Origin of the sequence: Synechococcus sp. CCY 0621 (assembly GCF_019038465.1) — a bacterium.
In the GTDB taxonomy this organism is placed as follows: Bacteria; Cyanobacteriota; Cyanobacteriia; order PCC-6307; family Cyanobiaceae; genus Cyanobium.
The window spans coordinates 50,437-74,238 of the sequence record NZ_JAFKRH010000046.1 but is presented as its reverse complement, the minus strand read 5'-3'; the positions used below and the strand labels follow the sequence as shown (position 1 = coordinate 74,238).

The window sequence follows — 23,802 nt, the reverse complement described above, 5'->3', positions numbered from 1 at the left end:
TCACAGCACGTGCCAGATCGTCATCCGTGATCTCCGGAATCTCGGCATACTCTTCAGGCTGGATCACATGCGCATCCACACGCTGTAGATCCGAGCGGATCGGGTCATCAGGAGAAGTGGTGGCGAAAACGAAGTTGCTCTCTTGCATTGGCCTTACGCATCGAAATGCTCTGACGGAAAAAGGAACGCTGGGTGTAGATGATCACGACCATGCGACCATCCAGCAGACCCAGGCAGACAGTCCGAACCTCACCATAGTCGCGCCAGCGGTCTTCAAACTCCAGCGTCGGCCCGGCAAAGACACGTTCAGCATCGAGAAAATCCAGGCCTCTCTGCTCCAGAGTCCGCAGCCGCTTGAGGGGATCAAAGCGGATCACCGCCCTGCGAGGCTGGGGTGGAGCCGCTGACTGAATCCGCGAGCTGGGTGGGCATGGCAAAAGGGAGAGGGAACCTCGAAGGGCAAGTGCCAACCCCCGTCTCACCCCATCGAGGATGCCCCATGCCCCTGCCACCACCTACGAGCGTCTGCGGCACTAGATCGCCGAGCGGATGCGCATGCGCCAGGTGGTCAAGCGGCTGGTCGGGGCCGAGAACACTGACGTTCAATGCCTCACAACCAATGCCTTCCGGCTCAACTCGATGAGGACATGGGTTTCAAATTGCCGGTTCAGCTCCGGCAGAACACGAAGCAGCAGGGCGGTGAGATCCTGGTTGCCGATGTTGCCCGTGGCCACAAGCAGAAGCCTGGCGGGAGTGCCGCGCAAGAGATGACTACGGACGAAATCCGCATCCTTACTGAAGACAACTCTCCCATCGCTGTCGGCAATGGAGGAAACCATGCTGTCGGCACTGCGATTTCCATCAGGTAGATCAAGGGTGTGCAGGACGTCGCAACCCAATTGCTCCAGCGGCCTAACGAGAGATCGAGGCAGCTGGGCATCCAGCAGGATCCTCATGCAGAAAGGAGATCAACCCGCTGAACTCGGGAAAGCTGGGTTGCGTACTCAAGCACTGCCGTGATGTCTTCAGCCTCGAGATCTGGATAATCGGCAAGAATGTCAGCCGCGCTCATCCCAGTTGACAACAGTTCGAGCAGCATCTCCACGGGATAACGCAAGCCGCGGATGGTTGGCTTTCCATGGCAGATCTCAGGGTTGAGGGTGATGCGCCCAAGCTGATCTGTCATGACGGTTTCCTGGCTTCCCCAGCCTAAGGGGGACAGCAGATCACGACCTTGAGCTGGTTCTGGCGCTGGCATGGGGATCTTTTTGGCCTCTCCCTCACCTGTGCCACCCCCCGTCTCACCCCCGCCAGGATGCCCCAATGCCCCCGCCACCCTCCGCCACCTACGAACCCCTGCGCGCGTTCATCGCCGAGCGGATGCTCATGAGACCCATCGATCAGCCCTTGATGCTCATGGAACTGCTCGGCCGCCGCAGCCCCGCCCCCGCGCAGGACGTTGCCCGCCGGATCCTGGGAAGCGCATGGTGGGCCGGGTACACCTTCAACGGCATCACCGCCTATGGCGATGGCCACGACAGCCTGATCGGCGGCGACGCATTGAGCGATGGCGAGCGCGACGCGCTGCTGGAGCTCTGCCGCCAGCGCCTCGATGCCTGCCACCGCCTCTCACCAAGGCGGTGAAGCGTCATCAGAGGTTCGAGGCACCAACTGGATCTCCACATCGCAGCCAAGCACATCGGCGTAGCGACGGAGAGTGGACAGTGCGGGCAGGTGCTTGCGGGATCCCTCGAGCCGACTGATGGCGCTGCGCGTGGTGCCCATCCGCACGGCGACCTCCTCCTGGGTGAGACCGGCCCGCTGGCGTGCCTCGAGGAGCTGCCGGAGCAGACGGAATTCCACGGCAGCCTCCTGCCGCGCTTCGCTGTAGCCCGGCACCTGATCGAGTCGGGCGCGTTCGGCGCCGCGATTGCGGTTGACCGGTTGATAGAGGATGTCAGCCATGGCGTTTGACGTTCCTGAGGCGTTCGCGAGCGATGAGGAGCTCACGCCTGGGTGTTTTCTGGGTCTTCTTCACGAAGGCATGGAGCACGGTGATCACCCGCCCACTGCAGAAGCAATAGAAAGCCCGCCCGGTACCGGAACGGCCCATCGGCCTAAGTTCGAACAGGCCGCCGCCCATGGCCTTGGAGTGAGGAGGCCCGAGCTGGGGACCGTGATCTTCGAGGAGGTCGAGCAGCTCGTCGCATCGCGCCAGCAGATCCACGGACCAGTCCTCGATGTCCTCGCGAACACGAGCGTTGTAGTACTCAACCCGAAACGACCCTTCCATGTTAGCGCGCGTGCTACGTGCCCACGGGGCGGGCCCGCTGATGGGCTCTGGGCGCCAGGTCGTTGTGGGGTGAAGGAGAGCGCGTGAGCGCCATGGCAGCAAAGCTTCTCCTTTATGAGTGCCACCCCCGTCACACCCCAGCCAGGATTCCCCCATGCCCCCGCCCCCCACCGCCACCTACCAGCGCCTGCGGCACTTCATCGCCGAACGCATGCGCATGAGCCACATCGACCAGCCCTTGATGCTGATGGAACTGCTCGGCCGCCGCAGCCCAGCCCCCGCGCAGGACGTGGCCCGGCGAATCCTGGGCAGCGGATGGTGGGCCCGGTGGTCACCGGCAACGGCATCAGCCGCTATGGCAACGGTGCCTACTGCCTGATCGGCGGCGACGAACTGAGCGATGGCGAGCGCGACGCGCTGCTGGAGCTCTGCCACCGGCGCCTCAATGCCTTCCGCGAGCAGCGCGGCGAGGAGGCGTTTGCCCACCGCAGCCGCCACCGCAGCCCGATCAGCGGCTCGGTGAAGTACAGGGTTCACCGATGCGCCCAGGGCCGCTGCGAGTGCTGCGGTGCGCACGAGCACCAGCGGGCCCTGGAGATGGACCACATCATCCCCAAGAACCAGGGCGGCTCCGACGCCATCAGCAACCTGCAGGCGCTCTGCTTCCGCTGCAACGCCGGCAAGCGCGACGGCTGTTTGCCTACGCAAGAGGGCGCACCGACTTCCGCGGCGTGCAGGCCAGCTACGGCCACCGCGAAGCGGGCTGTGTGTTCTGCGCGCTGGAGGGCAGCGGCCGGGTGCTGCTGGAGAACGCATTCGAAGCTCTGCATCGCCGGCGCCTACCCGGTGAGTGAGGGGCACAGCCTGGTGATCCCGCGTCGTCATGGGGCCGATGGGCTGGAGCTGCACCAGCCGGAGTGGAACGCCGTGGTGGAGCTGCTGAAGCTGCGGCGGGAGCAGCTGAATGCCCAGGACGCCACGATCAGCGGCTGGAATGTGGGGCTGAACTCAGGCGAGGCGGCGGGGCAGACGGTATTTCATGCGCACTGGCATCTGATCCCGAGGCGCTTGGGGGATTGTGCGCAGCCCAGGGGTGGAGTGCGTGGGGTGATGGCTGGGAAGCAGGGGTACTGAGCCCAACGTTCGCCATCACCAGGCCGCATGAACACAGGATCTAGAAAATGATTGCCTGGGGGCGGCCCTGGTGCATGGTGGTGTTATACGGTAGAATTATAAGAGAGGTAAGCTCTGGTGCATGCATCTCATGCTTCAATCAGCATTGTGTTATCTAGAACCCAAGCGAAGTGGCATAGTGGCCACATCATTCTAGAGCTAACTATCGGACTGGCTTCTTAAGAAAAATACCGGGAAGGTGCTACCCGTTGCCCTCTAACGATTTTAGAGATTCTCACGCGACGATGCATGCTCTACTAGAAAAGAAATGAAAAGGCTACTGCCTGCTGCTTATGCTCTTGAGATGTTCTACCAGTTTCCTGGTCTCAGCCTCAGCATTCTCGAACCAGTCAGTTGACCAGATCCGGTATATCTCCCAGCCAAGATTTTCCAGAACTGACTGCCTGTACTTATCGCGATCACGAGCAGCCCTGGCCGAGTGATAGGTAGCTCCATCGCACTCCACCCCAAGTAGATAGAGTTCGGGCTGCTTCGGATGAACTACAGCCAGATCGATAAAATAATTCGCCACTCCTACTTGGCATTCGACCTGATAGCCATTGCGCTCAAGAGCCTCGGCAACCACGACCTCGAAATCACTATCGGGAGGGCGACCGGTTTGGCGGCCCGTATCCAGGCTCCTGGTTTCCACATACTTAAGGTAGTCCTTCAGAGCATGCACGCCAAGACTGGAGGTGGTCGTAGGGTGGATCTGGCTGGACTCCATGGAAGTGACCAGTTCAATGCCGTGCTTGGCACGGGTGAATAGCACGTTAAGGCGCCGGTGACCACCGCCTTGGTTGATTGGGCCAAAGCGCATCGCTAATGGACCACCAGGTTCCGCCGGCCCATAGGTGGTTGAAATGACGATGGTGTCTCGTTCGTCACCCTGCACCTTTTCAAGCGCCTTGACGAACAGCTCTTCGCTGCTGTCAGTAAGGTCAAGGCGCCGGCGCAGTTCCTCGTGGTGAATGGAGAGTGTCTCGAGTTGCTCGGCAATCTCTTCGGCCTGGGACTCATTCATGGCCACCACCCCCAAAGTGCGTTCTGGATGCAGTTCCAACTGCTCCAGCACCACATCACACAACAGGGTTACTTCCGGCAGGTTGATGCTTCTCACGTAGCGGGGGGCTTCCACCAGGTGACGGTTGATGGCAAAGTCCCGATCACAGGAGGGGAAGACAACCAGCTGGTTGTTGTAAAACTGTCGATTCGAGAAAGCAATCAGACTGCCATGGCGAGAGCGGTAGTGCCACTTCAGTCTCCTCACCGGATTGAAGCTCTTAGTACAGAGGTCGAGAATCGACTCTTCATCAAGTGCCTCGGTATCAACTTCTTCTGACTCTTCCGAATCTTCTGAGGAGGAGCTGCGTTGAAAAAAACTGGTTGGAGGTAGCTGCTTGGGGTCTCCGACCACGACGCATTGCTTTGCGCGACTGATCATCCCAAAGGCTCGTTCTGGTGGCATCTGAGAGGCCTCGTCCACAATCACGAGATCGAACTGTTCGATCGCTTCCCGCGGCACCAAGGAGGCCACGGTGGAGGGTGACATCATCCAGCAGGGTTTCAAGCCCCGTAGAGCATTTCCGGCGTAGTGGAAGAGGTGACGCAGAGGGCGGTGCCGCTTTTGCTTGTTGGTTTCGTTATCAATCAATCCCAACTCTGTGAACTCACCTCTTCGGCCCTGGTTAATGCCACTTGGTAGCTCGTAGCGATCGCGGTGAATCTTTGAAATCACTTCAGCGCGATCGAGTTGCATGAGCTGCTCTTCCGTTTGGTGGAATCGCTTGCGTCGGTTTACCTGATCAACAGCTTGAAGACCCTTGAGAGCAGGACTGGCGTCTGCGATTTCGCCCAATTTGCTTCGCACTACATTCCAGTAGTAGATGGTGCTCCAGTGTGTGGATTGGACGTTTCTGTCCATCAGCACCTGAACCAGTCGTCGGTCTGTCTTACCTGGTAAGGCTTCCATCAATTGATGAAAACGAACCCACTGCGGAAAGTCTTCCCGTAAGGAAAGGGCCGACTCCAACCAGAAGGTCAACTCCTCATGGAGCAATGACTCCAACTCCTTCACTGATTCGTCACCCACATACTGCGGACTGAACTCCGCCACGGCGGCGAACTGCGTGGCTGCCTGCTCCTCTTGCTCGACTGCGCTGACCAGATCCGAGCCTCGGGCGCGTTGCGAACTGATGTACTGAGCTGATCCCTGCTCCAAGCATCGCCGCTCCATGGCCAAAGGAAGCCGCATCTCCCGGAGCTGGCCAATCCAGGCCAACACAGCCTTCAACGTTTCTGGCGCAGTTCCGGCAAGATCAGGACCCAGCTGCTGATGTAGATCGGAGGACGCACTGATCACCGCAGCCTGTCGACGGCTATGGAGTTCGAGATCCAGAGGTGCTTCGAGTAAGGCACTGCTCGACAAGCCATCCTGCAGACCGAGGGCTTCCCAGTCGTTGAGCAGCTGGTGATAGCTAGCGATGGCCTCTTGAACCGAGGCCAGCAACGCCCCGATCGGTTGTTGTTCCCCTCCTGTAGGGATGAGCTCTTCTTCTGCCAGCAGTTGTCCCAGGCGAGGCATTAGCTGGCGTCCAACCAGCCCGCTAAGTCGCTCCAGTTCAGGCTTGGCAAGGCCAAGAAGTAGGGGGTCCAGGTTCCCCAATCCGCCGGCACTCAACAGTTCCTTGTAGGTCGTTGCTGCCGTCACCACCTCCTGAACCCGTTGTAGGTCAGGGGATGGGCCAACGATTGCCTCAAGCTCAGGAAGGGGGAAGAGGGACTCCAGCTCCTGGAACCGCAAGACATTCTCGAACCAACCCGCCATCTCGGCCCCGTCACTGATGCCTGCAGCCACGGCCCATGCGGCATAGGGCGTCGCTTGTTCCAACAGTTCTTGGTCCCTATGACTTGTTTGAAGCTGACTGCGAAGCTCCGCCAAGGTCAAACCCACAACGCTCCTGCCTGCCCACAACTCATGGGTAGCCAGCGCTTGAAGATCCCCGTTCAGGCCTCCTTCAAACACCGCCAGCACCGCCAGGGCATCGGTTACGGATGCGGTTCGTGCCAAAGCAAGAAAGGCGGCTGTCGCCGGCTGACCACTGATGTGACCCTTGTAAGAAGCCAACTCCTTGGCCACGGAAACCGCTTCTCTCAGGTTCAAGCCGTCTGAACACCATTTCGCCTCACACTCGGCTGGATACCTTGCTTGCTGATCCAGAAAATCAGCAAGCCGCCGCAAGCCAAGCGGTCCTTGCGCTTCCTCCTTTATCCCGAGTTTCCTAGCCAGTTCAGATGCTCGCTTGTAGGAGCCGGCCAAGCTGCTGAGCAACTTGTGGAGCCCCTTCCTCGTTTCCAGGACTCCAGCCTCCTGCCGCAGCTTCTGGGCATCGACCTCGGTGGGGATGCTCAGGCCATCACGCTCCAGCTCACTACGGGTTTGCTCTAAATCATTCTTGGCTTGAAGGGTAGAGACCATGGCCTCCAAAGGTGCCTCCCAAAACTGGCCACTCCGATGCTTTGCCGCGTTGGGAGTCAGTGCGGCTACGCTGCGCAGCACGGTTGGCAACGCCTGCAGATGCTCAAGCGTGAAGCTGCTCAGACTGTGACCGGCGATACCTTGCTCAACGGCGATGTGGATCCGTTCCAACAACGCCTGAACCCCCGAAATCCTTAAGCCCCACTCCTTGGCCGCCGAGGAACTCAGGAGCTGCGCCGCCATTCCTCGCTCGCAAGACTGCCTGAGAACTTCGGAGGCTTGCTTGAGTTGAGCCGTGGAGCACGTTTTGGGCAACGGTGTCTTGCTCAAGCCCAACGATACCCGCAGCTCTTGCAGCGAGGTATAGTGGGTCAGCAGATCCTGCAACCGATGGGAATCGGCCTTCCAGATCGGTTGGTCTCGTAGCTCCAACACCCATCCAGGCAGAACGTTCAGATGGTCCAGAACTGCAGCAAGGGCCCTCACGGAGGAACGGCTGAACTGATCAACCCCGAGGCCAGAACCCGTGGCATCACAGGCCACCTGGACTCCTTCCGCCTGACCACCCAAGCGTTCAAGGCGTTGGCTCAAAAGTTCCCGATCAGCGGCGGTCTTCGGCATTGCCAACTGACCTAAGGACCACCCGTTCCACCGAGCCACGAAATCACTGATCTGAGCTGTTGCTGGTAGTGGATCTGGAAGCCGATCAAAGCTGGAGGACAGCTTGTCTGCACTGGCTTGCTCCGCCCTTAGAGCCTGAAATAAACCCTGCGCGACGCCGGAAACCTCAGAGCTGGAAAGCAAGGGCAGCAGTGATTCCTGCTCGATAGGCAGCGGATCGGGAAGCTTCTCAACGGCTGCCGCGTCGTCTCGGGCACGCTGGCGTACATCTTTGAGTGATATGCCCGTTAGGTCTTCCCCTTGGCCTGCTAGTTCCGATAGTTCCTTGAAAGCGTCAGCCCATCGCTGAGTCAGATCAAACAATTGATCACGGCCAAGCGGATCCCCAGGGCGGACTCCAATGGCCATGAAGGCGAGAAGGAGCTCATCGAAATCTACCGATGAGACGAGATCGGCCAATTCAGCATGAACTTGAGCTATCTGCTCAACTTGTGGACGGGTATAGGTCGTTGCTGCTGGTAAGTCCACCTTGAATTCAGTTAGCTCAAGCCCAGCGGCCAGCAACTGCTTTTTCAGCTTGACCTCGGTCCAAAGCAGCTCTTGGTGACTTTCCTCCTCTGCTCCATGGCTTTGGTTGAGAAGCTGGGAAAAGGTATTAAGCTGGTCACGCAGTTGGTTGAATTCACCTAGGGCAGCATCCCGCCGAGGGGGCCTGGGTCGAGGCAGTAGGAGGCGCTCTCCCAACTCGTCATAGACCTCTCGCTTGTTCGTCTTATCAGAAGCAATTCGCAGGCAATAGGGTTTGAGCCCAGCCTCTGCCAGACGGGTGTAGACCACATCGAGGGCAACCTTCTTCTCGGCCACAAAGAGTACGCGCTTACCCGCATAGAGAGCGTTGGCAATGATGTTGGTAATGGTCTGACTCTTACCGGTGCCTGGAGGGCCCTCAATCACCATCGAACGCCCACTCATCACGTCGGCGATGCTGGCGAATTGACTGGCATCGGCTTGGGTGATCAAAATCGGAACCTTTTGAGCAATCGTGGGTTGATCCACATGGACGTCCTCTGCCACAATCTCAGCCTCACGGCCTTGTTCTTCTGCCGTCAGCTCTGCAGCCAGCAATTGCTTCACCAACACTGATGATTGGACGATCTGGGGGTCAAGATCCTCATAGAGACCCAGGCCACTGAAATTCAGCAGCGCAAGATTCAGGTTTGGGCGTACTGCCCAGCCTTCCACCTCGGCAACAGCCCTAGCAACCTGTTCAAAGTAAGCCTTCAAGTCCCCACCGTCCTCAGTCAAGTTCGGCAGCGGGAAATCAATTAAAAAGTCCCGCCGCAAGCGTTCCTTCAAGGTGACATTGCCAACAGGAGCATCTTCTGTACCCCTCAAGGAGAAGCTCTTGGCTCCTCCACGGGTTGAGGATTTGATCAGTTCGACGGGTAACAGAATCAGGGGAGCAAAAAACGACTTGTTCTTCTCCGACCACTCCAGGCAACCAAAGGCCAGGTAGAGGATGTTGTTTCCCGTTTCTTCGATCGAACTGCGTGCGTTCTTGCGCAAGCCCTCTGCCAGGCGTTCCAGGCGTTGCGCCAAGAGCAACACTTGTAACGTACCGTTTTTGCCAGGAGGAGTCGTTTCTGAGAAGGACAGGTCGTAACTGGGATTGATTCCTTGCTTCTCTGCCCATTTGACCAAATTCTTCGTCGCACTGCTTTTGCCTCCTTGCTCAAATTCTTCTCTCACCTTGGAACGCACTCGATCTTCTGCCTGGGCCAACGCTGGACTGAAGTTCTTGTCACCTGAACTGTCGGCAAGAACCTGCTGATATAGGGGATCCTGCTCCCGAGCCCGATCAAGAGCAGCCTTGAACTCTTCTCCTTCCAGCTTTTTCTCTTCCTCTTCTGGAGGATCGGGAAGCGGCTTGAGTTCGAGCGTGGAGCCTGAGCAGAGAGTGTTCAGAACTGCTTGAGGGTCACAAGCAACAAAGCGCATCAGCCTTGCTGTTCTCGAGCTCGTGAGCGAAAGGTTGAGAAGATTATTCCTGGACGTCAAATCCAGAAGTTTGTTGCGAAGCCCTTCAAGGGTGGGCAGAAGGTGGCTGTTGACATCCTTTGATGTGAACGGCATCCGCTGCTGCTCCTTGGGTTACCAAATGATTCCTATGTTCACTTTAACACAGGGAAACATGCATCGTGGTTCGCAATGGTGACTTCGCCCCATTGATCATCCGAATAATGCTGCCCCTGAGTGGCAGGCAAGAAGCTATCGCTTTCGAAGCAGAATTGCCGGCGGCCTGTCCACTCCAGGAGCTTGTTAGGCCTGCTCGCGCTTGAAGCCACCGTCAATACCTCCCAGGTAGTCAGAGAACTCAGGATAGAGCAGCGTCTTGTGCGTAGTTAGCATGAACATAAATGACCCAAATAGCTGGAGATGCGTATAAGTATTTTCGCCCGGCCAGATGATTCTGTGCTTCAAGTTGGCGCCCTTCACCATCGGATATGCGACGTTGAGGCCGTCTGGGCCGAAGTAACTGAACAAGCCATCGGAAAGGCTGAGTATCAAGTTGTGTTTGTGCCGATGCTGAACATCGGGGCTATACATGCCATCAATCTCATTCTCGATGTTGCTTAGGTCGAAGTCCAGCTTTTGGCAGATCAATACGCTAGGGACAAGGTCGAAGGGATAGTTGACTGGATCGAAGTTGCCCGGATGCATTCTCCGAATCACCGATGGGCTTTTAATTCTCTCGCCGATTGCCTTGACTGCTGCAAGCTTGTTCAGCGTATCAGCGAACTGCAGCTTTGATATCTTCGACTTCACTTCGCCAACGCAAAAGATCGACTCAATCGGAAAGAACCGTTGTCGATCGCCTTCCTCGTACATCGGCGTCATCTTGGAGTCAAAGATCACGATGTCGCATTGCGTACTCACATCCTCCATAGCAGAAATGATGAATCCCGTTGAAACGTCAAGGCCGCGCGGAGTAATGAACTTTAAGAAGTCCCGAACAATTGACTCACGGTACATCCCGTATTCACCCGCATGGCGCAGACATTTGTTCTCTTGGTCGTAGAAGACATCAGTGGACACCGTCGAGAATGCCGCTCGAAAGATGTCGGCTCGCTCACGAAAGAGGCAGTTAAAGATTTCACTACTCACGGGTGCACTCCAAAGGCCTAACGCTGCCCCTGAGTGGCAGGCAAGGATCCTTTGGTGGCGAAGCACAGGGATGAAGGCGGCCTGTCCACTCGAGGGGCCTGTTCGACAGCCCCGTCTATTAATGTCAAGTCAATCCTCAGTAATATCATCGTAATCATCATCTGGTTCATTACAGCAATTAGGGCAATAGTAACCAGCGTCAAGTTCAGTTCTGGGGTACTCGTCTGCTGCGACATAGTCTGCAAAAAGATAGTGGTCGCCAATAAATGCGTTGCATCGCTTGCACGTGTTCGCAGCGTATCCATGTCTAACTGTCTTGCTGTATCTTGTCTTAATATTGGCTCCGTGTCGATTTGCAAGGGCTATGTGGTCAAGGTTAAATTCGCATTCATACCCCGCGTCTCCCCTTAACGCGCCAACCTTCATCGCGGAGTGACATTTCCAGCACTTGCCATCGATGATTAGTAGCTTGAGGCGTGGCATGTGTTCATTGCACTTAGGGCATTTCGGATTTAGACACACATCCACAATGTCAGGCTTAAGAACCTCTTCTTCGACTCGGCTCAGCTCTGTATCCGACTTCAGCTTAAAGACTAGCAATGGAATGCCATTTGCCTTGTAGAACTCAATAGTTGATTGTTCGGGTGAATGCGATACTACAATTTCAATTGCTGCAACAACATCTCCTTCCTTGCTTAGTAGCCCAATGTCTGGCCTGCATGCCCCGAGGTTGTACTCTTCCTCAGCATGAGCAGTTCGCTTGAGCAGGTTCCCCAAATGGCAGCCACAGCATGCCTCGCATTTCCATTGTATCGATATTCGCTCCCCAGCCTGAAGTGACTTAGAGATTCTTTCATGCAAGAGCCTCTTGAAACCAAAGTGTAGAACTGTCTCTGGGCTGCAATTCTGGCTAAGATTCTTGTGCGCAAAGTGAGGACGGACCTTTTCCCCCATTCGATGAACCATCTCTTTATGGCACGATGGGCAGTAGTAGGCACCACCCCGTTGGGCCGCATCTGCTTTGACAAGTTCCCCTTTTTCATTATTTGCAAATGAGTAGAGAATCTCTTTGCCCATCCTGTTGGTGCCTCCTGCCGCTCACTTCAGTATAAACTTATCAGTTTTTAAGTCTGTTTTCTGGTCTGTCGAACGCTCAAGATCAGAAGCGGGGGATAGCCTCAGCATCAAAAGCAAGCTCCGCTCCCGTCTTCTGTATCTTGATGTTAGATGCTGGGATTAATGGGAGGTTCAAGAGCAAGTGGCTCACGCCTAGTGGATAGAAGATCTGTTGCTATGGATCCAGGAAGGATTCGTACAGGATTACCTGTGTATTGCCAGTCTGGATTTCGAGAAATCACAATTTCCAGGATAACAGGAACCGCTCTTCTTGTTACGCGAACCCAGCGTTCAATTGCGTTTGCCGAAGTCCGTGAATAATCGAGATCTCGCCCCAGAAGGTACTTTGTAACAAAGTGGTGTCCAAAAGAGGTCGGCAGTATTTGGCTCGCTGCAGCCTCAAGCCTGGGAAACTGCCTAACCCAAGATGCAGGAAGAACTCGACAATGCCTTAATGGTGTGATCTTTCTTGCCGCAAGATAGGGCAGCGAGCAAAAATACGCATCGTCGCTCACAGGCTTTGCATGTCTCTCGTACATAACAACAGCCAGGCGAGGAGTTTTTGACTCAAGTCGCCTGAGCTGCCTCATTTTATATGATGGATACAAGCCGTCATGAGATTCAGCCTTGGCCTCGTAAAAGCCCGTTCCAGTGATGCGATGATCTAAGTCAGTCACAACAATTGCAATATCACCGTGGTCTTGCTCTAGTCGTCCCGTGGCTTTGTACGCCTGAACTGCCATGTAGAGGTTGCTCCTGCGATTAATCTCCCCTTGATGGCCGCAAGGCTGACCCAAAGCGTTGCGGATAGAATGGATCAGTCTATTTGAAAGCAGATCCTCGTTCCTGTCAACATCATTCATGGCATTTGACTCCACGTCAAATGCATCATTGATTTCAGTGGCAATTCTCTCGACGCAAACTTCGCGAAGGCTTTCCATCGTTTTAGTCACTGATTTTAGTTATGCATCTAACGCTCGCCATCACCTGGCCGCAGTGAGCCGGGCGACACAGAAAAATCACTTTGGTGGCGGCTCAGGTGTATGGCGATGTTAGGCATGAGCCGCGTAATCAAAATTCTCGAAGGGGTCATCTTGGCTCGAAATGGCAGGCCACGTGAACTCATATCTCTCCTCAACGGGCCAGTCCTCAGGGAACTTAATACGAAGCATGTCGCCAATGGACGGCTCCATACCGTCATCGCCCTCGTACGTGTAGCACGCCCCACTGATCGAAAGAGACTTGCTGCCTGGCCCGTATTCTTCGCCCATAAACTGAGCTGAAAGCAAGATGTTCAAGCCACAAAAGGCGTCCATCATTGAGTCGAAGGTAGCCAAGTGAAAGTTCTCGTGGCGGTTATGTTTCGACTTGTTGTACGCCTGGTACCAGGGTAATGGGTGATCCGACAGCCAAGGCGCGAATGGACGCCGGATTCCAGCTGCGCCCTTCCACCCCGGGATTCGCACTTGGTATGCCGAAAGGCTGTGAGACAGATTAATCAGCTTGTAGTCGCCAATGTTCAGGTTCTGGCCTGACGTGGCCCTTCTGTATTCGTTGTCGAGGAATATTGCAGTGAAGTTGGCCTCGATTTCGACACACGATCGCATCAGTAGTTGCTGGATGCGGTGCGAGTACGTACTAAGGTTGGCATCGCTCGGCTCAACATAAGAGAAGAGCTCGAGCACGTCCTGCTGGATGAGTAGGAAGGCGCGCACATAGTGCCGTGGGTCTTTCGCGTACTTCGGATGCAATAAATACATCCACCGGCCGCCCTCGGAGTAGCTCCCGTCTGCGAACTGGCGACAAGTTCTTCGGTACGGCCTGGTGATGCTCATCGCATGCCTAACGCTGCCCCTGAGTGGCAGGCAAGGAGTTATCGGTATCGAAGCAGAATTGCTGGCGGCCTGTCCACTCCAGGGGCTTGTTCGAAGGTGTCCTTCTCAACAGGCAGCGATTGCTGACCTTCGCCTCTTCAGCAGAGCTCAAGACACCTCCGCCTCACTTCTCACACTGGCGCTCAGCTTCAGACCCAGTGCCGATACGACTTTGAGGATGGTGTCAAAGCTCGGGCTTCGCTCCCCCGATAATGCCTTATAGAGGCTCTCTCTGGATAGTCCTGAATCCTTGGCCACTTTGGTCATCCCTTGGGCGCGTGCGATGTCACCCAAGGCTTTGGCAATGAATGCAACATCTCCATCCGCCTCCTCGATGCAGGCCTCCAGATAGGCCGCCATCTCTGCCGGAGTTCGTAGCTGTTCGGCAACGTCGTAGGGGCTGGTCTTGACTTTCATCAAATCTCCTCCGTCAGGTTATCTGCCAGCAGAAGGGCCTCATCGATGTCCTTGACTTGTGAGGACTTGTCTCATCCAGCCAACAGGATGATCAATGCGGAGCCCCTCTGCAGGTAGTAGACCCTGTATCCAGGGCCATAGTTGATCCGCAGCTCCGAAACGCCAGCCCCTACGGGTTTGACGTCACCAGGATTGCCGCCGATAAGACGTTCGATCCTGGCCTGAACCTTCGCCCTGGCCCTCAGATCACGCAGATCCGCAAGCCACTGGACGAACCGCTCTGTCTGGCGGACTTCAACCATAAGCCAACTGTAGCCTCTCGGCTACGGCCACGCAACGCTGCCTTGCTGGCTCCCATCAAGGACGACACATCCTTCGAACGCTGATTGGACGGATCCGCATAAACCACCCCTTTCTATCCCTCCTTCGGCATAAGACGACTAAAGGATCTTTGCTTCACTGAGCAAATCCCTCGCTGCAGCAAGCATCCGGCTTTGGTCGTCAATGCTGGCTGACACGTTATCCGGACCCGCATAACATCGCCACAGCCCAGTCCCCTTCCTGGCTGGCGATCCACGGAAAGTACAGCGGTTCAGGAAGCGGGTCTCCCATGTCCGACCAGGCCCCACCCCCCGGCCTCTACCAGCAACTCCTCACCGAGGGCCTGGAGCAACAGCTGCGCCAACTCCAGGAAACCCTGTTCGCCGCCGACGGTCTGGATCCCCAGGAAGCCCCGCGCCTGTTGGCCCGGCACCTCGCGGGTCTGGCGCGCGTTGCCCTGGAGCACCTGAGCGGTGGCTCCACCCCTGAGCACCAGCTGGCCCTGGTGAACCAGCTGGTGGGCCTGCTCCAGAGCCAGGCACCCCGCGCCATCTCCCAAGCCGACCTTCTGCACCCCTCCGCCCGGCTGCTCTCGGAGATCCGATCCACGGCACTCCTGCCCGGCCAGGCCGCCACCATCCGCCCGCTCATCCCCCTGGCCGACAGCACCCTGCTGGTGAACGCCAGCGGCGAACCGTCGGTGGGGCAGGCGCTGATCCACGAAATCCCCTCCGCCCAGCGGATCGACCTGCTCTGCGCCTTCATCAAGTGGAGCGGCCTGCGCTTGCTTCAGCCGGCGCTGGATGGGTATCTACGGGCACAGCCCCGCCGTCCGTTGCGGGTGCTCACCACCGTCTACCTGGGCGCCACCGATCGCCGCGCCCTCGACTGGCTGGTGGCCCATGGCGCCGAGGTGCGCGTCAGCTACGACACCCGCCGTACCCGCTTGCACGCCAAAGCCTGGCTGTTCCATCGGCCTGGCCTCTCGGGCGCCGCCCCTGCCTCCACCGCCTACATCGGCTCCTCCAACCTCTCCACCGCCGCCTTGCACGACGGCCTGGAGTGGAACGTGCGCCTCTCCGCCCACGACAACGAGGGGATCCTCGCCAAGTTCCAGGCCGCCTTTGAGAGCTACTGGGAGGAGGGCGAGTTCGAGCCCTACCGGGCCAGCGAACTGGAGCAACGCCGCTTTGATCGGGCCGTGCGCGAGGAGTCGGCGGGCGACTCGGCGGCTGACGCCACCCCGCTCAGCTTCTTCGACATCCGCCCCTACGCCTACCAGCAGGAGATCCTCGAAAAGCTCGCCGCCGAGCGCAGCCTCCATGGCCGCTGGCGCAACCTGGTGGTGGCCGCCACCGGCACGGGCAAAACCGTGATCGCCGCCCTCGATTACGCCCGCCAGGGCGGTCCGGGGCACCCGAGTCTGCTGTTCGTGGCCCACCGGCGCGAAATCCTGCATCAGAGCCTCGCCACCTTCCGCCAGGTGCTGCGCGATGGCTCCTTCGGCGAACTGCTGGTGGACGGCCAGCGCCCCAGCCAGTGGCGCCACGTGTTCGCCTCGGTGCAGTCGCTCGCTGGGCTGGATCCGCTGGACCTGGCGCCGGACACGTTCGACGTGGTGATCGTCGATGAGTTCCACCACGCCGCCTCCGCCAGCTACGAGCGCTGGCTGCGCCACCTGGCGCCCGTCCTGCTGCTGGGCCTCACCGCCACCCCCGAGCGCACCGGCGGCGAGGACATCCTCCATTGGTTTAGTGGCCGGATTGCCGCCGAGCTGCGCCTCTGGAGCGCCTTGGAGCAGGGCCTTCTGACACCCTTCCACTACTTCGGCCTCCACGACGGCACCGACCTGTCGCGGATCGAGTGGCGCCGCAACGGCTACGCCACAGAAGCCCTGTCCAACCTCTACACCGCCGACGACGCCCGCTTGCGCCTGATCCTGCGCGAACTGGCAGACAAGATCACCAACCTGGATTCGATGCGGGCCCTGGGCTTCTGCGTGAGCGTGGAGCACGCCCATTGGATGGCCCGCAAGTTCGTGGCCGCCGGCCTGCGCGCCGCCGCCCTGGATGCGTCCAGCCCCCGTGACGAGCGCGCCGAGCAGATCCGCCGCCTGCGCGCCGGCGAGCTGCAGATCCTGTTCGCCGTGGATCTGTTCAACGAAGGCCTCGACATCCCCGAGATCGACACGGTGCTGTTCCTGCGGCCCACCGAGAGCGCGATCGTTTTCCTGCAGCAGCTCGGCCGCGGTTTGCGCCTCTGCCGGGGCAAAAGCTGCCTCACTGTGCTGGATTTCATCGGCCAGGCGCACCGGAGCTTCCGCTTTGATCTGCGCTACCGCGCCCTGCTCGGCGGCACGCGCGACCAGCTGGAGCAGCAGATCAAGGAAGGCTTTCCCTTCCTGCCGGCCGGCTGCAGCCTCCAGCTCGATCGGGTGTCGAGCCAGCGGGTGCTGGCCAATCTGCGCGAGTCGCTGCCCAGCCGCCGGCCCCAGCTGCTCGCCGAGGCCCGCCGCCTCGGGCGCTGTTCGCTGGCGGGGTTGCTGGAGGGGCTCGGGATGGAGCAGGGGGAGTTTTACAGGGTGGCGGGTTCCTGGGCGTTGCTGCAGCGGGAGTTGGGGTGGTTGGCCGGGGCGGCCTCAGGGGAGCCCAGCGACGATGAAATGCGGCTGGGGCGGGGAGTGGGGCGTTTGCTCCACCTGGACGACGTCGACCGCCTCTCGTTCCTCCTGCAGGGCCTCGCCCATGGACAGCCGCCTGAGGTTCGGAACCTGAGCGAAACAGACCGCCGGCGTTGGCGCATGCTGCTGCTCCAGCTCTGGGGATCGTCGCCGGATCGCCTTGCTCTGCAAGACGCGCTGGATCGTCTCTGGGCCTGTCCAGCCTTTCTCGATGAGCTGCGCGAACTGTTCGCACTCCTGTTGGAGCGCACCGACCACCTCGCCCCTCCACTGGTGTGGGATCAACCCGTGCCCCTGGCTCTCCACGCCCGCTACAGCCGCGCCGAGATCTACGCCGCTTTTGGGTTGATCACCGATAACCAGCAAACCACCGGCCAGTCGGGGGTGTTGTTTGATCGGGCAACTCAGTGCGATGTCTTCTTCATCACCCTCAAGAAATCCGAACGCTTGTTCTCCCCCACTACCCGCTACAACGACTACGCCATCTCCCCGTGGGAGTTCCACTGGGAGAGCCAGAGCAACACTCGGCAAGCCTCACCCACGGGCCAGCGCTACATCCACCACGCCGAGCGTGGCAGCCGGGTGATGCTGTTCGTGCGGGAGGAAAGCAAGCGCGGCGGGGTGACGCTGCCGTTTCTGTGTCTGGGGTTCGCGGATTACGTGAGCCACGAGGGGGAGCGGCCGATGGCGATTCGCTGGCGGTTGCAGCGGGCGATACCGGCGGCGTTCGTGCCGGAGTTGGCGTTGGCGGTGTGAGGGGGTGAGTCGAAGATGCTGCTCAGCCTCAGCGCAACGTCAGTAGTGAAGTGTTGGGTTCCTTGATGAACGCCACGATCACATCCCGCCCGGTCAACAGAATCCTTGACATATTTTGAGTGCTGGTGTTGCCCACAACCAGCCACAGCACCTTGGGTGGTGCACCCCTTAAAAGGCTCAGTCCACGAAAGTCATCATCCTTCGTGACGATGGTGTACCCACGCTGCTGAGCAAAGCTCCAGATTTCAAGATCCGTTGCACCCTTGAGGCCTACATCGCGAATGTGGATGCTGCCTGGAAAGGAGCCAGCCATTGCAGATGCCAGACGGGGACTGAGATTTTCATCAAACAGTAGGGGCCCAGCCATCGGAGCAATCAGGCGGTCGTAAGGTCACTCAGTCGCTTTTCACGATCTGCCGCATAACTCAAGACAGCCTGAAGATGCTCCACCCGCAGATCAGGAAAATCGGCCAGGATTTCCTCCTGACTCATGCCGCTGGCCAGGTACTCCAACACATCCGAAACACTGATGCGGGTGCCAGCAATGCAGGGTTTGCCGCTTCGGATTCCCGGCGTGCAGGTGATCAGAGGAATTGCTGCTGTCACCGTAGATCCATCCAGCGATTTCTCTCAAGGATAGGCGAATCCAAGGGTCACCATCAACGAGAACGAGCGGCCGATGGCGATTCGTTGGCGGTCGCAGCCGCCGATTCCCGCGGCGTTCGTTCCGGAGTTGGCGGTGTGAGGGGGGAGAGCCCTGCGGCTCAACGTGCCGTAGATCCCCCTGATTCCCGAAGAATCCTCATCGCATCGTGGGCAACGACAATCGCAATCCCCTGATGGCTGCCCAAGGCCAGCAGGTCGTCATCGTCGTCCTGATCCCGGCTGACGGGGCCTCCCAGATCAGCAGGTTCCACGCGCTCCACGAGAGCGGCATAGCCATCAAACAGATCGGCAACCGCCACGCCAAGACGCTGGATCGGTTCCCTGAACTTCGTGCGCTGCAGCACACCTTCCAACTCGGCGAGCATAGGAACGGTGCTGATCAACTGAACCCGCCCCAGGACGGCTGCATCGATGAGCTGCCCGGGAACTCCCTGCCAGATCAGGCCGGAGATGGCCGTGTTGGTATCAAGAACCAGCCGCAAGCCGCTGACCCTTGCGGTACGCGCTGATCTGCTGGTTGATCTCTTGCCGGGTCAGCACCTCCGGCGGGTCAGCAGCAAGAGCAGCCCTGGCGTCTTGCAGACGGACAATGCGGTCTGAGGCCAGCTTGTCTCGCAGCAGGCGCTCGATCGCTTCTGGCGCCAGCAGACCAGCTCCGCTGGCTTCCGCCGCCAGCGCATCAGGGAGGGTGATCTCGATGGTGGTCAAGGGTGCGCCCCAACCATGAATGGGTTTGAGGCTAGCCGGCATCTCCACCCAAAGGCACCACCAGCACCGCCGCAGTCAGTGCCTTCACCTCGCTGTCTGCAGGCTGCAGCTTGGTCGTGTGACCAGCGAGCGGGTGCTGGCCAACCTGCGCGAGTCGCTGCCCAGTCGGCGGCCCCAGTTGCTGGCGGAATGCCTCAGCCTCGGGCGCTGTTCGCTGGCGGCCGCACAAGGCGATTCCGGCGGCGTTCGTTCCGGTGATGGCGTTGGCGGTTTGAGAGGGGTTGGGGAGCTTCGTCACAGAGGCTTGGCCCATGCCGCTTAGCCTGAACGCAGGACAGGGAGTGAGACCGACATGAGCTACCGCATCCGGCTGCTGGAAACGGAAGAAGGCTGGTCGGTGAGCTGTCTTGACCTGCCGGGCTGCCACTCCCAGGGATCCAGCCGGGACGAAGCACTGGCGAACATCCGCGAAGCGATTGCCCTCTGGCTGGAAGTGGAAGCTGAGGAGGGTGGCGTGCGCAGTGTGGAGACACTGGAACTGGCGTTTTAAATGCCGCGTCTGCCGGGGATCAGTCAGAAGGAAGCCGTAAGAGTGTTTCTCAAGCTGGGGTATCGGATCGTCCGCGAATCCGGTCATCTGATCCTGAGCAATGGTGAGCGGCGCCTCGTGATTCCGCGCCACGACCCGATCAACGCCATCACCATGGGCGCGATCGCCCGTGATGCAGGTCTGAACGCCTCAGCAGTTCCGCCAGCTGCTCTGATGGCCGAAGAGGAGCGCCTCAGCGGTGTCCTCCCCCCTGCGGCCACGACCACAAGGCCATGGGCGCGCACGGCCGCCACCGCGAAGGCGTGCTCTAGCACCAGCCCACCGCCACAGACCTGCTGTTCATCACCCTGCGCATAAGCGAAGCCCTCTTCTCACTCACCACCCGCTACCGCGACCTGGCCCTCGGCCCCTCCCTGTTCCACTGGGAGAGCCACGAGGGAAGCGGCCGATGGCGATCCGCTGGCGGCTGGAGCGGGCGATTCCGGCGGTATTCGTACCGGTGATGGCATTGGCGGTTTGAGGGGGTGCGAGCGACGGCGAGCGGTTCGAGGCAAACTGGTGATCAGTGGATCGGGCAGACGGGCATGGCCGATGTGAAATCACTTGAGGAGGCCGTCGAAGCCCTTGACCCTGGGGCCCTGGCGGAGTTCAGACGCTGGTTTGCTGCATTCGATGCTGCGGCGTGGGACCGCCAGCTTGAGACCGACATCGCTGACGGCAAGCTCGATGCTCTCCTGGCGGAGGCAGAAGACGACTACCGCAACCAGCCACACCGTTCGTTGTGAAACACACAGCATCGCTCAGATTCTGGCGCTGCTATCAATCTTTACCTCCGCAAGTCCAGGCTCTCGCCGATAAGAACTTTGCCCTTCTGAAGGCTGATTCCTCCCATCCGTCACTCCAGTTCAAGCTTCTGGCCGGTCGCAGGCTCCACAGCGTGAGAGTTGGTCTCCACTACCGAGCCCTGGGCCTGCCGACCGATGCCGGCGTTCATTGGTTCTGGATCGGTAGTCATGCCGAGTACGACCGGTTGGTCGGCGGCTGAACACCGCTGCATCCGAGTGCTGCTGTTCGTGCGCGTCGTCGCCGGCTTCTGCTCAGTAACACGGGGCAGGTAGGGCAAGGTCACCGAGCCATTTGTTTGCCTGGGGTTTGCCACGTATGAAAGCCACGAAGGGGAGAGCCATGGCGATCCGCTGGCGGCTGGAGCGGCAGATCCCGTCGATGTGGCTGCCGGTAATGGCGTTGGCGGTGTGAGGGGGGGCACAACGCCAAGTGGGAAGGCACCTGGCCAACCCCTGCCTGCTGGCCATTACCAGGCCTCCAGGTGCAGATCGGCCACATTGGTGAAGGCCTGATCCGCCGTCACCAGGGCGCAACCTTCGCTGAGGGCATGGCTGGCGATCAGCAGATCCATCGCCGCCAACGGCTTCCCGTTGCGATCGAGATCGGCCCGCAGCCGGCCATACACCCTGGCGCAGGTTTCCGACCAGGGCAGGATCTCCAGGGTCTTGAGAGTGTTCTCCACCAGCGCTTGCAGCCGCGACGTTGGCGGCAGCTTCTCCAGGCCGTAACGGATCTCCGCCACCACGATCGACGACAGGCAACAGCGTTGCTCACACACCCAGGTATCCAGGCACGGCGACAGGCCTTTCAGAAAGGCGTTCACGGCGTTGGTGTCGAGCATCAGCCTCCCCTTTGCCGCAGCCATCAGAGGAACTCCACCGGTTCCGCAGGGCGCGTGTCGCGCAACCCCTCGAAAAACGCTTCCAGCTCGGCGTGGAACCCAGGCTCCTGCAGCAGGTCATCCCTTTGATCCAGCAGGGCGCGGGCCGATGGCCGCACCGGTGTGAGCACCACAGCGCCACTCTCGGGATCGCGATGCACCTCCACCTCTGTGCCCTCAAAGCGGAACTCGGCCGGCAGCCGCACCGCCTGGCTGCGGCCGTTGCGGAACAACTTGGCGCGCATGACACCCCACAGTTGATCGATATCAAGTCTAGACCAGGCCTGCGCTCCCATGCCGCCTGCTGCGGGATCCGCGGCGCCGGCTCTGCCGCGGCGCCCCTCAACGTGGCGTTGCCGGTTTGGAAGGGAGCACCGGTGGATCTGGAGCTCGTGAACCACCTGCGCGACGAGCTGGCGGTGCACCGCGGCGGCCGGCTGGTGAGCTTTGACTGCCGCCTCTGCTGCGAAGGCGTTGCTCGTGGCCGCGAGGCCCTGTGGTTGATCGAGGCCTGAGACAGCTCAGGACGAACAGCTGTAGTGCGACACCCCTCCGGCGTTGAAGAATTCCCTGGGCCTCATTCGGTCATAGGTCGCCGCCAGCTCCGGCGGCAGGGCGTCGTAGGGATGGCGGAACACCTCCTGCAGTTCCCTGACCAGGTCGTAATCACCCTGCGCCGCCTGTTCGTAGGCCGGGGCGATCAGCCATTCGCGCCAGCTGACCGCGGGATTCACGTGCTTCATCGCTGCCGATGTCGCGCTCAGGTCGCCACTGCCCGTCACCTCATGCCGCCAGCGTTGCAGCCACTGCGTCCATTGGGCATCGAGCTCCTCTGAGCAGGGCATGTAGAAGCTCTCCTGCAGGGCCGAGACGTGCTCGGGGATGTCAGACAGCCTGCGAAAGAAGATCGTGTAGTCGGCCTTGGAGGCCACCATCAACTGCAGCAGGTCCTGCACCAACTCGGCGTCGTAGTGGATCAGGCCGAGCTTGCTGGCCCACATCGCCTCGAGCTCCTGGCCCATCGCTTCCGCGAAGCCGTCGCGGATCTCATCCAGCCTCGCCAGCGCCTCTGGGTTGCCCTCGAGCAGGGGCCGGAGAGAGGCCCAGACCATCTGGAAGTTGGCTTCGGCGGCCACCGGTTGGTTGAAGAAGGAGAAATGCTGGCCGCCGCCGGTCCAGGGCTGGAAGCGGGGATCGAACAGTTCGCAGAAGCCGAAGGGGCCGTAGTCGAGGGTGTACCCCCCCGCCGCGCAGTTGTCGCTGTTGAAATTGCCCTGGCAGTAGCCCACCCGCATCCAGTTCGCCACCAGAGACGTGAGCCGTCCGCGGAACAACCGCGCCAGTTCCACCACCTGATCAACGAAGTCCAGGGCCGGATCGATCTCCTGGCGGTAGTTGCGCTCGATCAGGTGCGCCACGATCATCCGCAGCTCGTTGCGCGCCTCCGGATGGGCAGCGCTGCGGGCGCGGCGGGCGAACAGCTCCAGCTGGCCGACCCGAAGAAAGGACGGGGCCACCCGGGTGGTGATCGCCGCCGGGTTGTCCACCAGGATGTCGGGATCGAACGAGCGGGAGTTCGGCGAATACCAGGGCCGGCGCACGGTTTCCGATCGCGAGACATAGAGCGTCAGCGAGCGGGAGGTGGGCACCCCCAGGGCGTGCATGAACTCCTGCGCCAGAAACTCGCGCACGCTGGAGCGCAGCACGGCGCGGCCATCGGCGCCGCGGCAGTAGGGCGTCGGGCCGCCGCCCTTGAGTTGCATTTCCCAGCGCCGGCCGCCAAAGACGCCTTCGAACACGGAAATGGCCCGGCCATCGCCGTAGCCGTTGCCGGTGCCGAACGGGCACTGCTGGATGTATTCGCTGCCGTAGATCGAGAGGGCATAGCCGGTGGCCCAGCCATACGGGCGCATGGGCGCTGTGGCCACGCTGATGTCGCCGGAGAACAGCCGGCGGAAAGCTTCCTCATGGGCCAGCCCATCGCCCAGGCCCAGCTCATGGAAGAGGGTGCGGCTGTGCGCCACGAGCTCCGGCGCCGGCAGCGGGGTTGGAATCACCGGCACGTAATGCCCCGAGAACACCTGGCGGGGCCTGTGATCCTGACCATCGCCAGTGGCCTGGGGATCCGGCCGCAGGGAATCCAGCAGCGAGTAGTCGGCCCGCTGGGCAAAGTCCGAAAACGTGCTGGTTGTCACTGCTGTCGGCACTGCTTGCTCTATGGCTGTCGGCACGGGTCTCTCACTGACGCTGAGGTCACC

The 23,802-nt window shown here is 59.8% G+C and carries 28 protein-coding genes and 3 pseudogenes; 10 read left to right on the top strand and 21 right to left on the bottom strand.

Features of this window, described 5'->3' with window-relative positions:
- Positions 1 to 107: 107 nt before the first annotated feature.
- The 3 genes from KUG43_RS15460 to KUG43_RS15450 all read right to left on the bottom strand — a co-directional run bounded on the left by KUG43_RS15460 (position 108) and on the right by KUG43_RS15450 (position 1,258).
- Positions 108 to 377: a BrnT family toxin gene (locus KUG43_RS15460; protein WP_216910533.1), complete on the bottom strand. Its 270-nt coding sequence runs from the start codon at positions 375 to 377 to the stop codon at positions 108 to 110.
- Positions 378 to 602: 225 nt separating this feature from the next.
- Positions 603 to 956, bottom strand: coding sequence for a DUF5615 family PIN-like protein (locus KUG43_RS15455; RefSeq protein WP_216910531.1), 354 nt, complete (start codon positions 954 to 956; stop codon positions 603 to 605).
- Positions 953 to 1,258, bottom strand: coding sequence for a DUF433 domain-containing protein (locus tag KUG43_RS15450; RefSeq protein WP_286194860.1), 306 nt, complete (start codon positions 1,256 to 1,258; stop codon positions 953 to 955). The genes KUG43_RS15455 and KUG43_RS15450 overlap by 4 nt, the downstream gene beginning before the upstream one ends.
- Positions 1,259 to 1,323: 65 nt before the next feature.
- Between KUG43_RS15450 and KUG43_RS15445 the strand changes: the two genes are divergently transcribed.
- The gene (locus KUG43_RS15445; RefSeq protein ID WP_216910529.1) at positions 1,324 to 1,644 is read left to right on the top strand and encodes a hypothetical protein; all 321 of its coding nucleotides are present in this window, start codon (positions 1,324 to 1,326) and stop codon (positions 1,642 to 1,644) included.
- On the opposite strand, the gene KUG43_RS15440 is transcribed toward KUG43_RS15445, so the two are convergent.
- Positions 1,630 to 1,965 carry a helix-turn-helix transcriptional regulator gene (locus KUG43_RS15440; protein ID WP_216910527.1) on the bottom strand — a complete coding sequence of 112 codons (336 nt, stop codon included), beginning with the start codon at positions 1,963 to 1,965 and terminating at the stop codon, positions 1,630 to 1,632. The genes KUG43_RS15445 and KUG43_RS15440 overlap by 15 nt on opposite strands.
- The gene (locus tag KUG43_RS15435) at positions 1,958 to 2,293 is read right to left on the bottom strand and encodes a type II toxin-antitoxin system RelE/ParE family toxin (RefSeq protein WP_286194859.1); all 336 of its coding nucleotides are present in this window, start codon (positions 2,291 to 2,293) and stop codon (positions 1,958 to 1,960) included. The genes KUG43_RS15440 and KUG43_RS15435 overlap by 8 nt, the downstream gene beginning before the upstream one ends.
- A 154-nt stretch (positions 2,294 to 2,447) precedes the next feature.
- Here KUG43_RS15435 and KUG43_RS15430 point away from each other — a divergent pair, with 154 nt between their 5' ends.
- Together KUG43_RS15430 and KUG43_RS15425 are read left to right on the top strand one after the other, a co-directional pair.
- Entirely contained in the window at positions 2,448 to 2,672 is a 225-nt protein-coding gene (locus KUG43_RS15430) for a hypothetical protein (RefSeq protein WP_216910523.1), read from the top strand.
- On the top strand, positions 2,609 to 3,427 hold the full coding sequence (locus KUG43_RS15425; RefSeq protein ID WP_216910521.1) for an HIT family protein: 819 nt from the start codon (positions 2,609 to 2,611) through the stop codon (positions 3,425 to 3,427). Before KUG43_RS15430 ends, KUG43_RS15425 begins: the two co-directional genes overlap by 64 nt.
- A 316-nt stretch (positions 3,428 to 3,743) precedes the next feature.
- Here the strand turns inward: KUG43_RS15425 and KUG43_RS15420 are convergent, their stop codons facing one another.
- From KUG43_RS15420 to KUG43_RS15390, 8 genes and pseudogenes are all read right to left on the bottom strand, one after another.
- A complete protein-coding gene (locus tag KUG43_RS15420) occupies positions 3,744 to 9,698 on the bottom strand; it encodes a PDDEXK-like endonuclease domain-containing protein (RefSeq protein ID WP_216910519.1) in 5,955 nt (1,984 codons plus the stop codon).
- Between the two features lie 186 nt (positions 9,699 to 9,884).
- Positions 9,885 to 10,730 (bottom strand): DUF6602 domain-containing protein, encoded by an 846-nt coding sequence (locus KUG43_RS15415; protein WP_216910517.1) that lies wholly within the window; start codon positions 10,728 to 10,730, stop codon positions 9,885 to 9,887.
- A gap of 129 nt (positions 10,731 to 10,859) precedes the next feature.
- Entirely contained in the window at positions 10,860 to 11,507 is a 648-nt protein-coding gene (locus tag KUG43_RS15410; RefSeq protein WP_286194858.1) for a hypothetical protein, read from the bottom strand.
- A gap of 135 nt (positions 11,508 to 11,642) precedes the next feature.
- Positions 11,643 to 11,807: pseudogene (locus KUG43_RS17380) on the bottom strand (competence protein CoiA family protein); the annotation flags it as partial.
- Positions 11,808 to 11,953: 146 nt separating this feature from the next.
- Positions 11,954 to 12,787, bottom strand: coding sequence for a hypothetical protein (locus tag KUG43_RS15405; protein ID WP_216910513.1), 834 nt, complete (start codon positions 12,785 to 12,787; stop codon positions 11,954 to 11,956).
- Positions 12,788 to 12,898: 111 nt separating this feature from the next.
- Positions 12,899 to 13,681: a hypothetical protein gene (locus KUG43_RS15400; protein WP_216910510.1), complete on the bottom strand. Its 783-nt coding sequence runs from the start codon at positions 13,679 to 13,681 to the stop codon at positions 12,899 to 12,901.
- A 147-nt stretch (positions 13,682 to 13,828) separates the two neighbouring features.
- Positions 13,829 to 14,137 (bottom strand): addiction module antidote protein, encoded by a 309-nt coding sequence (locus KUG43_RS15395; RefSeq protein ID WP_216910509.1) that lies wholly within the window; start codon positions 14,135 to 14,137, stop codon positions 13,829 to 13,831.
- A gap of 71 nt (positions 14,138 to 14,208) precedes the next feature.
- Positions 14,209 to 14,439 carry a type II toxin-antitoxin system RelE/ParE family toxin gene (locus KUG43_RS15390; protein ID WP_216910506.1) on the bottom strand — a complete coding sequence of 77 codons (231 nt, stop codon included), beginning with the start codon at positions 14,437 to 14,439 and terminating at the stop codon, positions 14,209 to 14,211.
- A gap of 308 nt (positions 14,440 to 14,747) precedes the next feature.
- Between KUG43_RS15390 and KUG43_RS15385 the strand changes: the two genes are divergently transcribed.
- The gene (locus tag KUG43_RS15385) at positions 14,748 to 17,894 is read left to right on the top strand and encodes a DEAD/DEAH box helicase (protein ID WP_216910504.1); all 3,147 of its coding nucleotides are present in this window, start codon (positions 14,748 to 14,750) and stop codon (positions 17,892 to 17,894) included.
- A gap of 28 nt (positions 17,895 to 17,922) precedes the next feature.
- Here KUG43_RS15385 and KUG43_RS15380 read toward each other — a convergent pair whose 3' ends face one another.
- From KUG43_RS15380 to KUG43_RS15360, 5 genes are all read right to left on the bottom strand, one after another.
- Positions 17,923 to 18,261 carry a DUF5615 family PIN-like protein gene (locus tag KUG43_RS15380; protein WP_216910503.1) on the bottom strand — a complete coding sequence of 113 codons (339 nt, stop codon included), beginning with the start codon at positions 18,259 to 18,261 and terminating at the stop codon, positions 17,923 to 17,925.
- Positions 18,262 to 18,269: 8 nt separating this feature from the next.
- On the bottom strand, positions 18,270 to 18,500 hold the full coding sequence (locus tag KUG43_RS15375; protein ID WP_216910500.1) for a DUF433 domain-containing protein: 231 nt from the start codon (positions 18,498 to 18,500) through the stop codon (positions 18,270 to 18,272).
- Positions 18,501 to 18,658: 158 nt separating this feature from the next.
- On the bottom strand, positions 18,659 to 19,042 hold the full coding sequence (locus KUG43_RS15370) for a putative toxin-antitoxin system toxin component, PIN family (RefSeq protein WP_216910498.1): 384 nt from the start codon (positions 19,040 to 19,042) through the stop codon (positions 18,659 to 18,661).
- Positions 19,026 to 19,268 (bottom strand): hypothetical protein, encoded by a 243-nt coding sequence (locus KUG43_RS15365; protein ID WP_216910496.1) that lies wholly within the window; start codon positions 19,266 to 19,268, stop codon positions 19,026 to 19,028. The genes KUG43_RS15370 and KUG43_RS15365 overlap by 17 nt, the downstream gene beginning before the upstream one ends.
- A gap of 31 nt (positions 19,269 to 19,299) precedes the next feature.
- The gene (locus KUG43_RS15360; protein ID WP_216910494.1) at positions 19,300 to 19,566 is read right to left on the bottom strand and encodes a hypothetical protein; all 267 of its coding nucleotides are present in this window, start codon (positions 19,564 to 19,566) and stop codon (positions 19,300 to 19,302) included.
- Positions 19,567 to 19,620: 54 nt separating this feature from the next.
- Between KUG43_RS15360 and KUG43_RS15355 the strand changes: the two genes are divergently transcribed.
- The 5 genes and pseudogenes from KUG43_RS15355 to KUG43_RS17510 all read left to right on the top strand — a co-directional run bounded on the left by KUG43_RS15355 (position 19,621) and on the right by KUG43_RS17510 (position 20,863).
- A complete protein-coding gene (locus KUG43_RS15355) occupies positions 19,621 to 19,818 on the top strand; it encodes a type II toxin-antitoxin system HicB family antitoxin (RefSeq protein WP_216910492.1) in 198 nt (65 codons plus the stop codon).
- Positions 19,819 to 19,941 (top strand): annotated as a pseudogene (locus tag KUG43_RS17520) (type II toxin-antitoxin system HicA family toxin); the annotation flags it as partial.
- 167 nt (positions 19,942 to 20,108) lie between these two features.
- A pseudogene (locus KUG43_RS17515) lies at positions 20,109 to 20,338 on the top strand (hypothetical protein); the annotation flags it as partial.
- Between the two features lie 64 nt (positions 20,339 to 20,402).
- Complete coding sequence (locus KUG43_RS15345; RefSeq protein WP_216910488.1) at positions 20,403 to 20,603, top strand: hypothetical protein; 201 nt, start codon at positions 20,403 to 20,405, stop codon at positions 20,601 to 20,603.
- Positions 20,600 to 20,863: a ParE family toxin-like protein gene (locus tag KUG43_RS17510; protein ID WP_502988622.1), complete on the top strand. Its 264-nt coding sequence runs from the start codon at positions 20,600 to 20,602 to the stop codon at positions 20,861 to 20,863. The genes KUG43_RS15345 and KUG43_RS17510 overlap by 4 nt, the downstream gene beginning before the upstream one ends.
- A gap of 267 nt (positions 20,864 to 21,130) precedes the next feature.
- Here KUG43_RS17510 and KUG43_RS15340 read toward each other — a convergent pair whose 3' ends face one another.
- Together KUG43_RS15340 and KUG43_RS15335 are read right to left on the bottom strand one after the other, a co-directional pair.
- Positions 21,131 to 21,529: a type II toxin-antitoxin system VapC family toxin gene (locus KUG43_RS15340; protein WP_286194857.1), complete on the bottom strand. Its 399-nt coding sequence runs from the start codon at positions 21,527 to 21,529 to the stop codon at positions 21,131 to 21,133.
- Positions 21,529 to 21,789 carry an antitoxin gene (locus tag KUG43_RS15335; protein WP_216910486.1) on the bottom strand — a complete coding sequence of 87 codons (261 nt, stop codon included), beginning with the start codon at positions 21,787 to 21,789 and terminating at the stop codon, positions 21,529 to 21,531. The genes KUG43_RS15340 and KUG43_RS15335 overlap by 1 nt, the downstream gene beginning before the upstream one ends.
- A 12-nt stretch (positions 21,790 to 21,801) precedes the next feature.
- Between KUG43_RS15335 and KUG43_RS15330 the strand changes: the two genes are divergently transcribed.
- Positions 21,802 to 22,059, top strand: a complete 258-nt coding sequence (locus KUG43_RS15330; RefSeq protein ID WP_216910484.1) for a hypothetical protein — start codon at positions 21,802 to 21,804, stop codon at positions 22,057 to 22,059.
- A 6-nt stretch (positions 22,060 to 22,065) separates the two neighbouring features.
- On the opposite strand, the gene KUG43_RS15325 is transcribed toward KUG43_RS15330, so the two are convergent.
- On the bottom strand, positions 22,066 to 23,739 hold the full coding sequence (locus KUG43_RS15325; protein ID WP_353618053.1) for a protein adenylyltransferase SelO: 1,674 nt from the start codon (positions 23,737 to 23,739) through the stop codon (positions 22,066 to 22,068).
- Positions 23,740 to 23,802: the final 63 nt, after the last annotated feature.

Bases quoted from the DNA above. Each gene is read 5' to 3' on its own strand.
- KUG43_RS15455 (WP_216910531.1), bottom strand. From the start codon at position 956: ATGAGGATCCTGCTGGATGCCCAGCTGCCTCGATCTCTCGTTAGGCCG.
- KUG43_RS15445 (WP_216910529.1), top strand. From the start codon at position 1,324: ATGCCCCCGCCACCCTCCGCCACCTACGAACCCCTGCGCGCGTTCATC.
- KUG43_RS15450 (WP_286194860.1), bottom strand. From the start codon at position 1,258: ATGCCAGCGCCAGAACCAGCTCAAGGTCGTGATCTGCTGTCCCCCTTA.
- KUG43_RS15440 (WP_216910527.1), bottom strand. From the start codon at position 1,965: ATGGCTGACATCCTCTATCAACCGGTCAACCGCAATCGCGGCGCCGAA.
- KUG43_RS15335 (WP_216910486.1), bottom strand. From the start codon at position 21,789: ATGCGCGCCAAGTTGTTCCGCAACGGCCGCAGCCAGGCGGTGCGGCTG.
- KUG43_RS15405 (WP_216910513.1), bottom strand. From the start codon at position 12,787: ATGGAAAGCCTTCGCGAAGTTTGCGTCGAGAGAATTGCCACTGAAATC.
- KUG43_RS15430 (WP_216910523.1), top strand. From the start codon at position 2,448: ATGCCCCCGCCCCCCACCGCCACCTACCAGCGCCTGCGGCACTTCATC.
- KUG43_RS15345 (WP_216910488.1), top strand. From the start codon at position 20,403: ATGGCCGATGTGAAATCACTTGAGGAGGCCGTCGAAGCCCTTGACCCT.
- KUG43_RS15355 (WP_216910492.1), top strand. From the start codon at position 19,621: ATGAGCTACCGCATCCGGCTGCTGGAAACGGAAGAAGGCTGGTCGGTG.
- KUG43_RS15395 (WP_216910509.1), bottom strand. From the start codon at position 14,137: ATGAAAGTCAAGACCAGCCCCTACGACGTTGCCGAACAGCTACGAACT.
- KUG43_RS15435 (WP_286194859.1), bottom strand. From the start codon at position 2,293: ATGGAAGGGTCGTTTCGGGTTGAGTACTACAACGCTCGTGTTCGCGAG.
- KUG43_RS15340 (WP_286194857.1), bottom strand. From the start codon at position 21,529: ATGGCTGCGGCAAAGGGGAGGCTGATGCTCGACACCAACGCCGTGAAC.
- KUG43_RS15420 (WP_216910519.1), bottom strand. From the start codon at position 9,698: ATGCCGTTCACATCAAAGGATGTCAACAGCCACCTTCTGCCCACCCTT.
- KUG43_RS15385 (WP_216910504.1), top strand. From the start codon at position 14,748: ATGTCCGACCAGGCCCCACCCCCCGGCCTCTACCAGCAACTCCTCACC.
- KUG43_RS15400 (WP_216910510.1), bottom strand. From the start codon at position 13,681: ATGAGCATCACCAGGCCGTACCGAAGAACTTGTCGCCAGTTCGCAGAC.
- KUG43_RS15425 (WP_216910521.1), top strand. From the start codon at position 2,609: ATGGTGGGCCCGGTGGTCACCGGCAACGGCATCAGCCGCTATGGCAAC.
- KUG43_RS15390 (WP_216910506.1), bottom strand. From the start codon at position 14,439: ATGGTTGAAGTCCGCCAGACAGAGCGGTTCGTCCAGTGGCTTGCGGAT.
- KUG43_RS15380 (WP_216910503.1), bottom strand. From the start codon at position 18,261: ATGGCTGGGCCCCTACTGTTTGATGAAAATCTCAGTCCCCGTCTGGCA.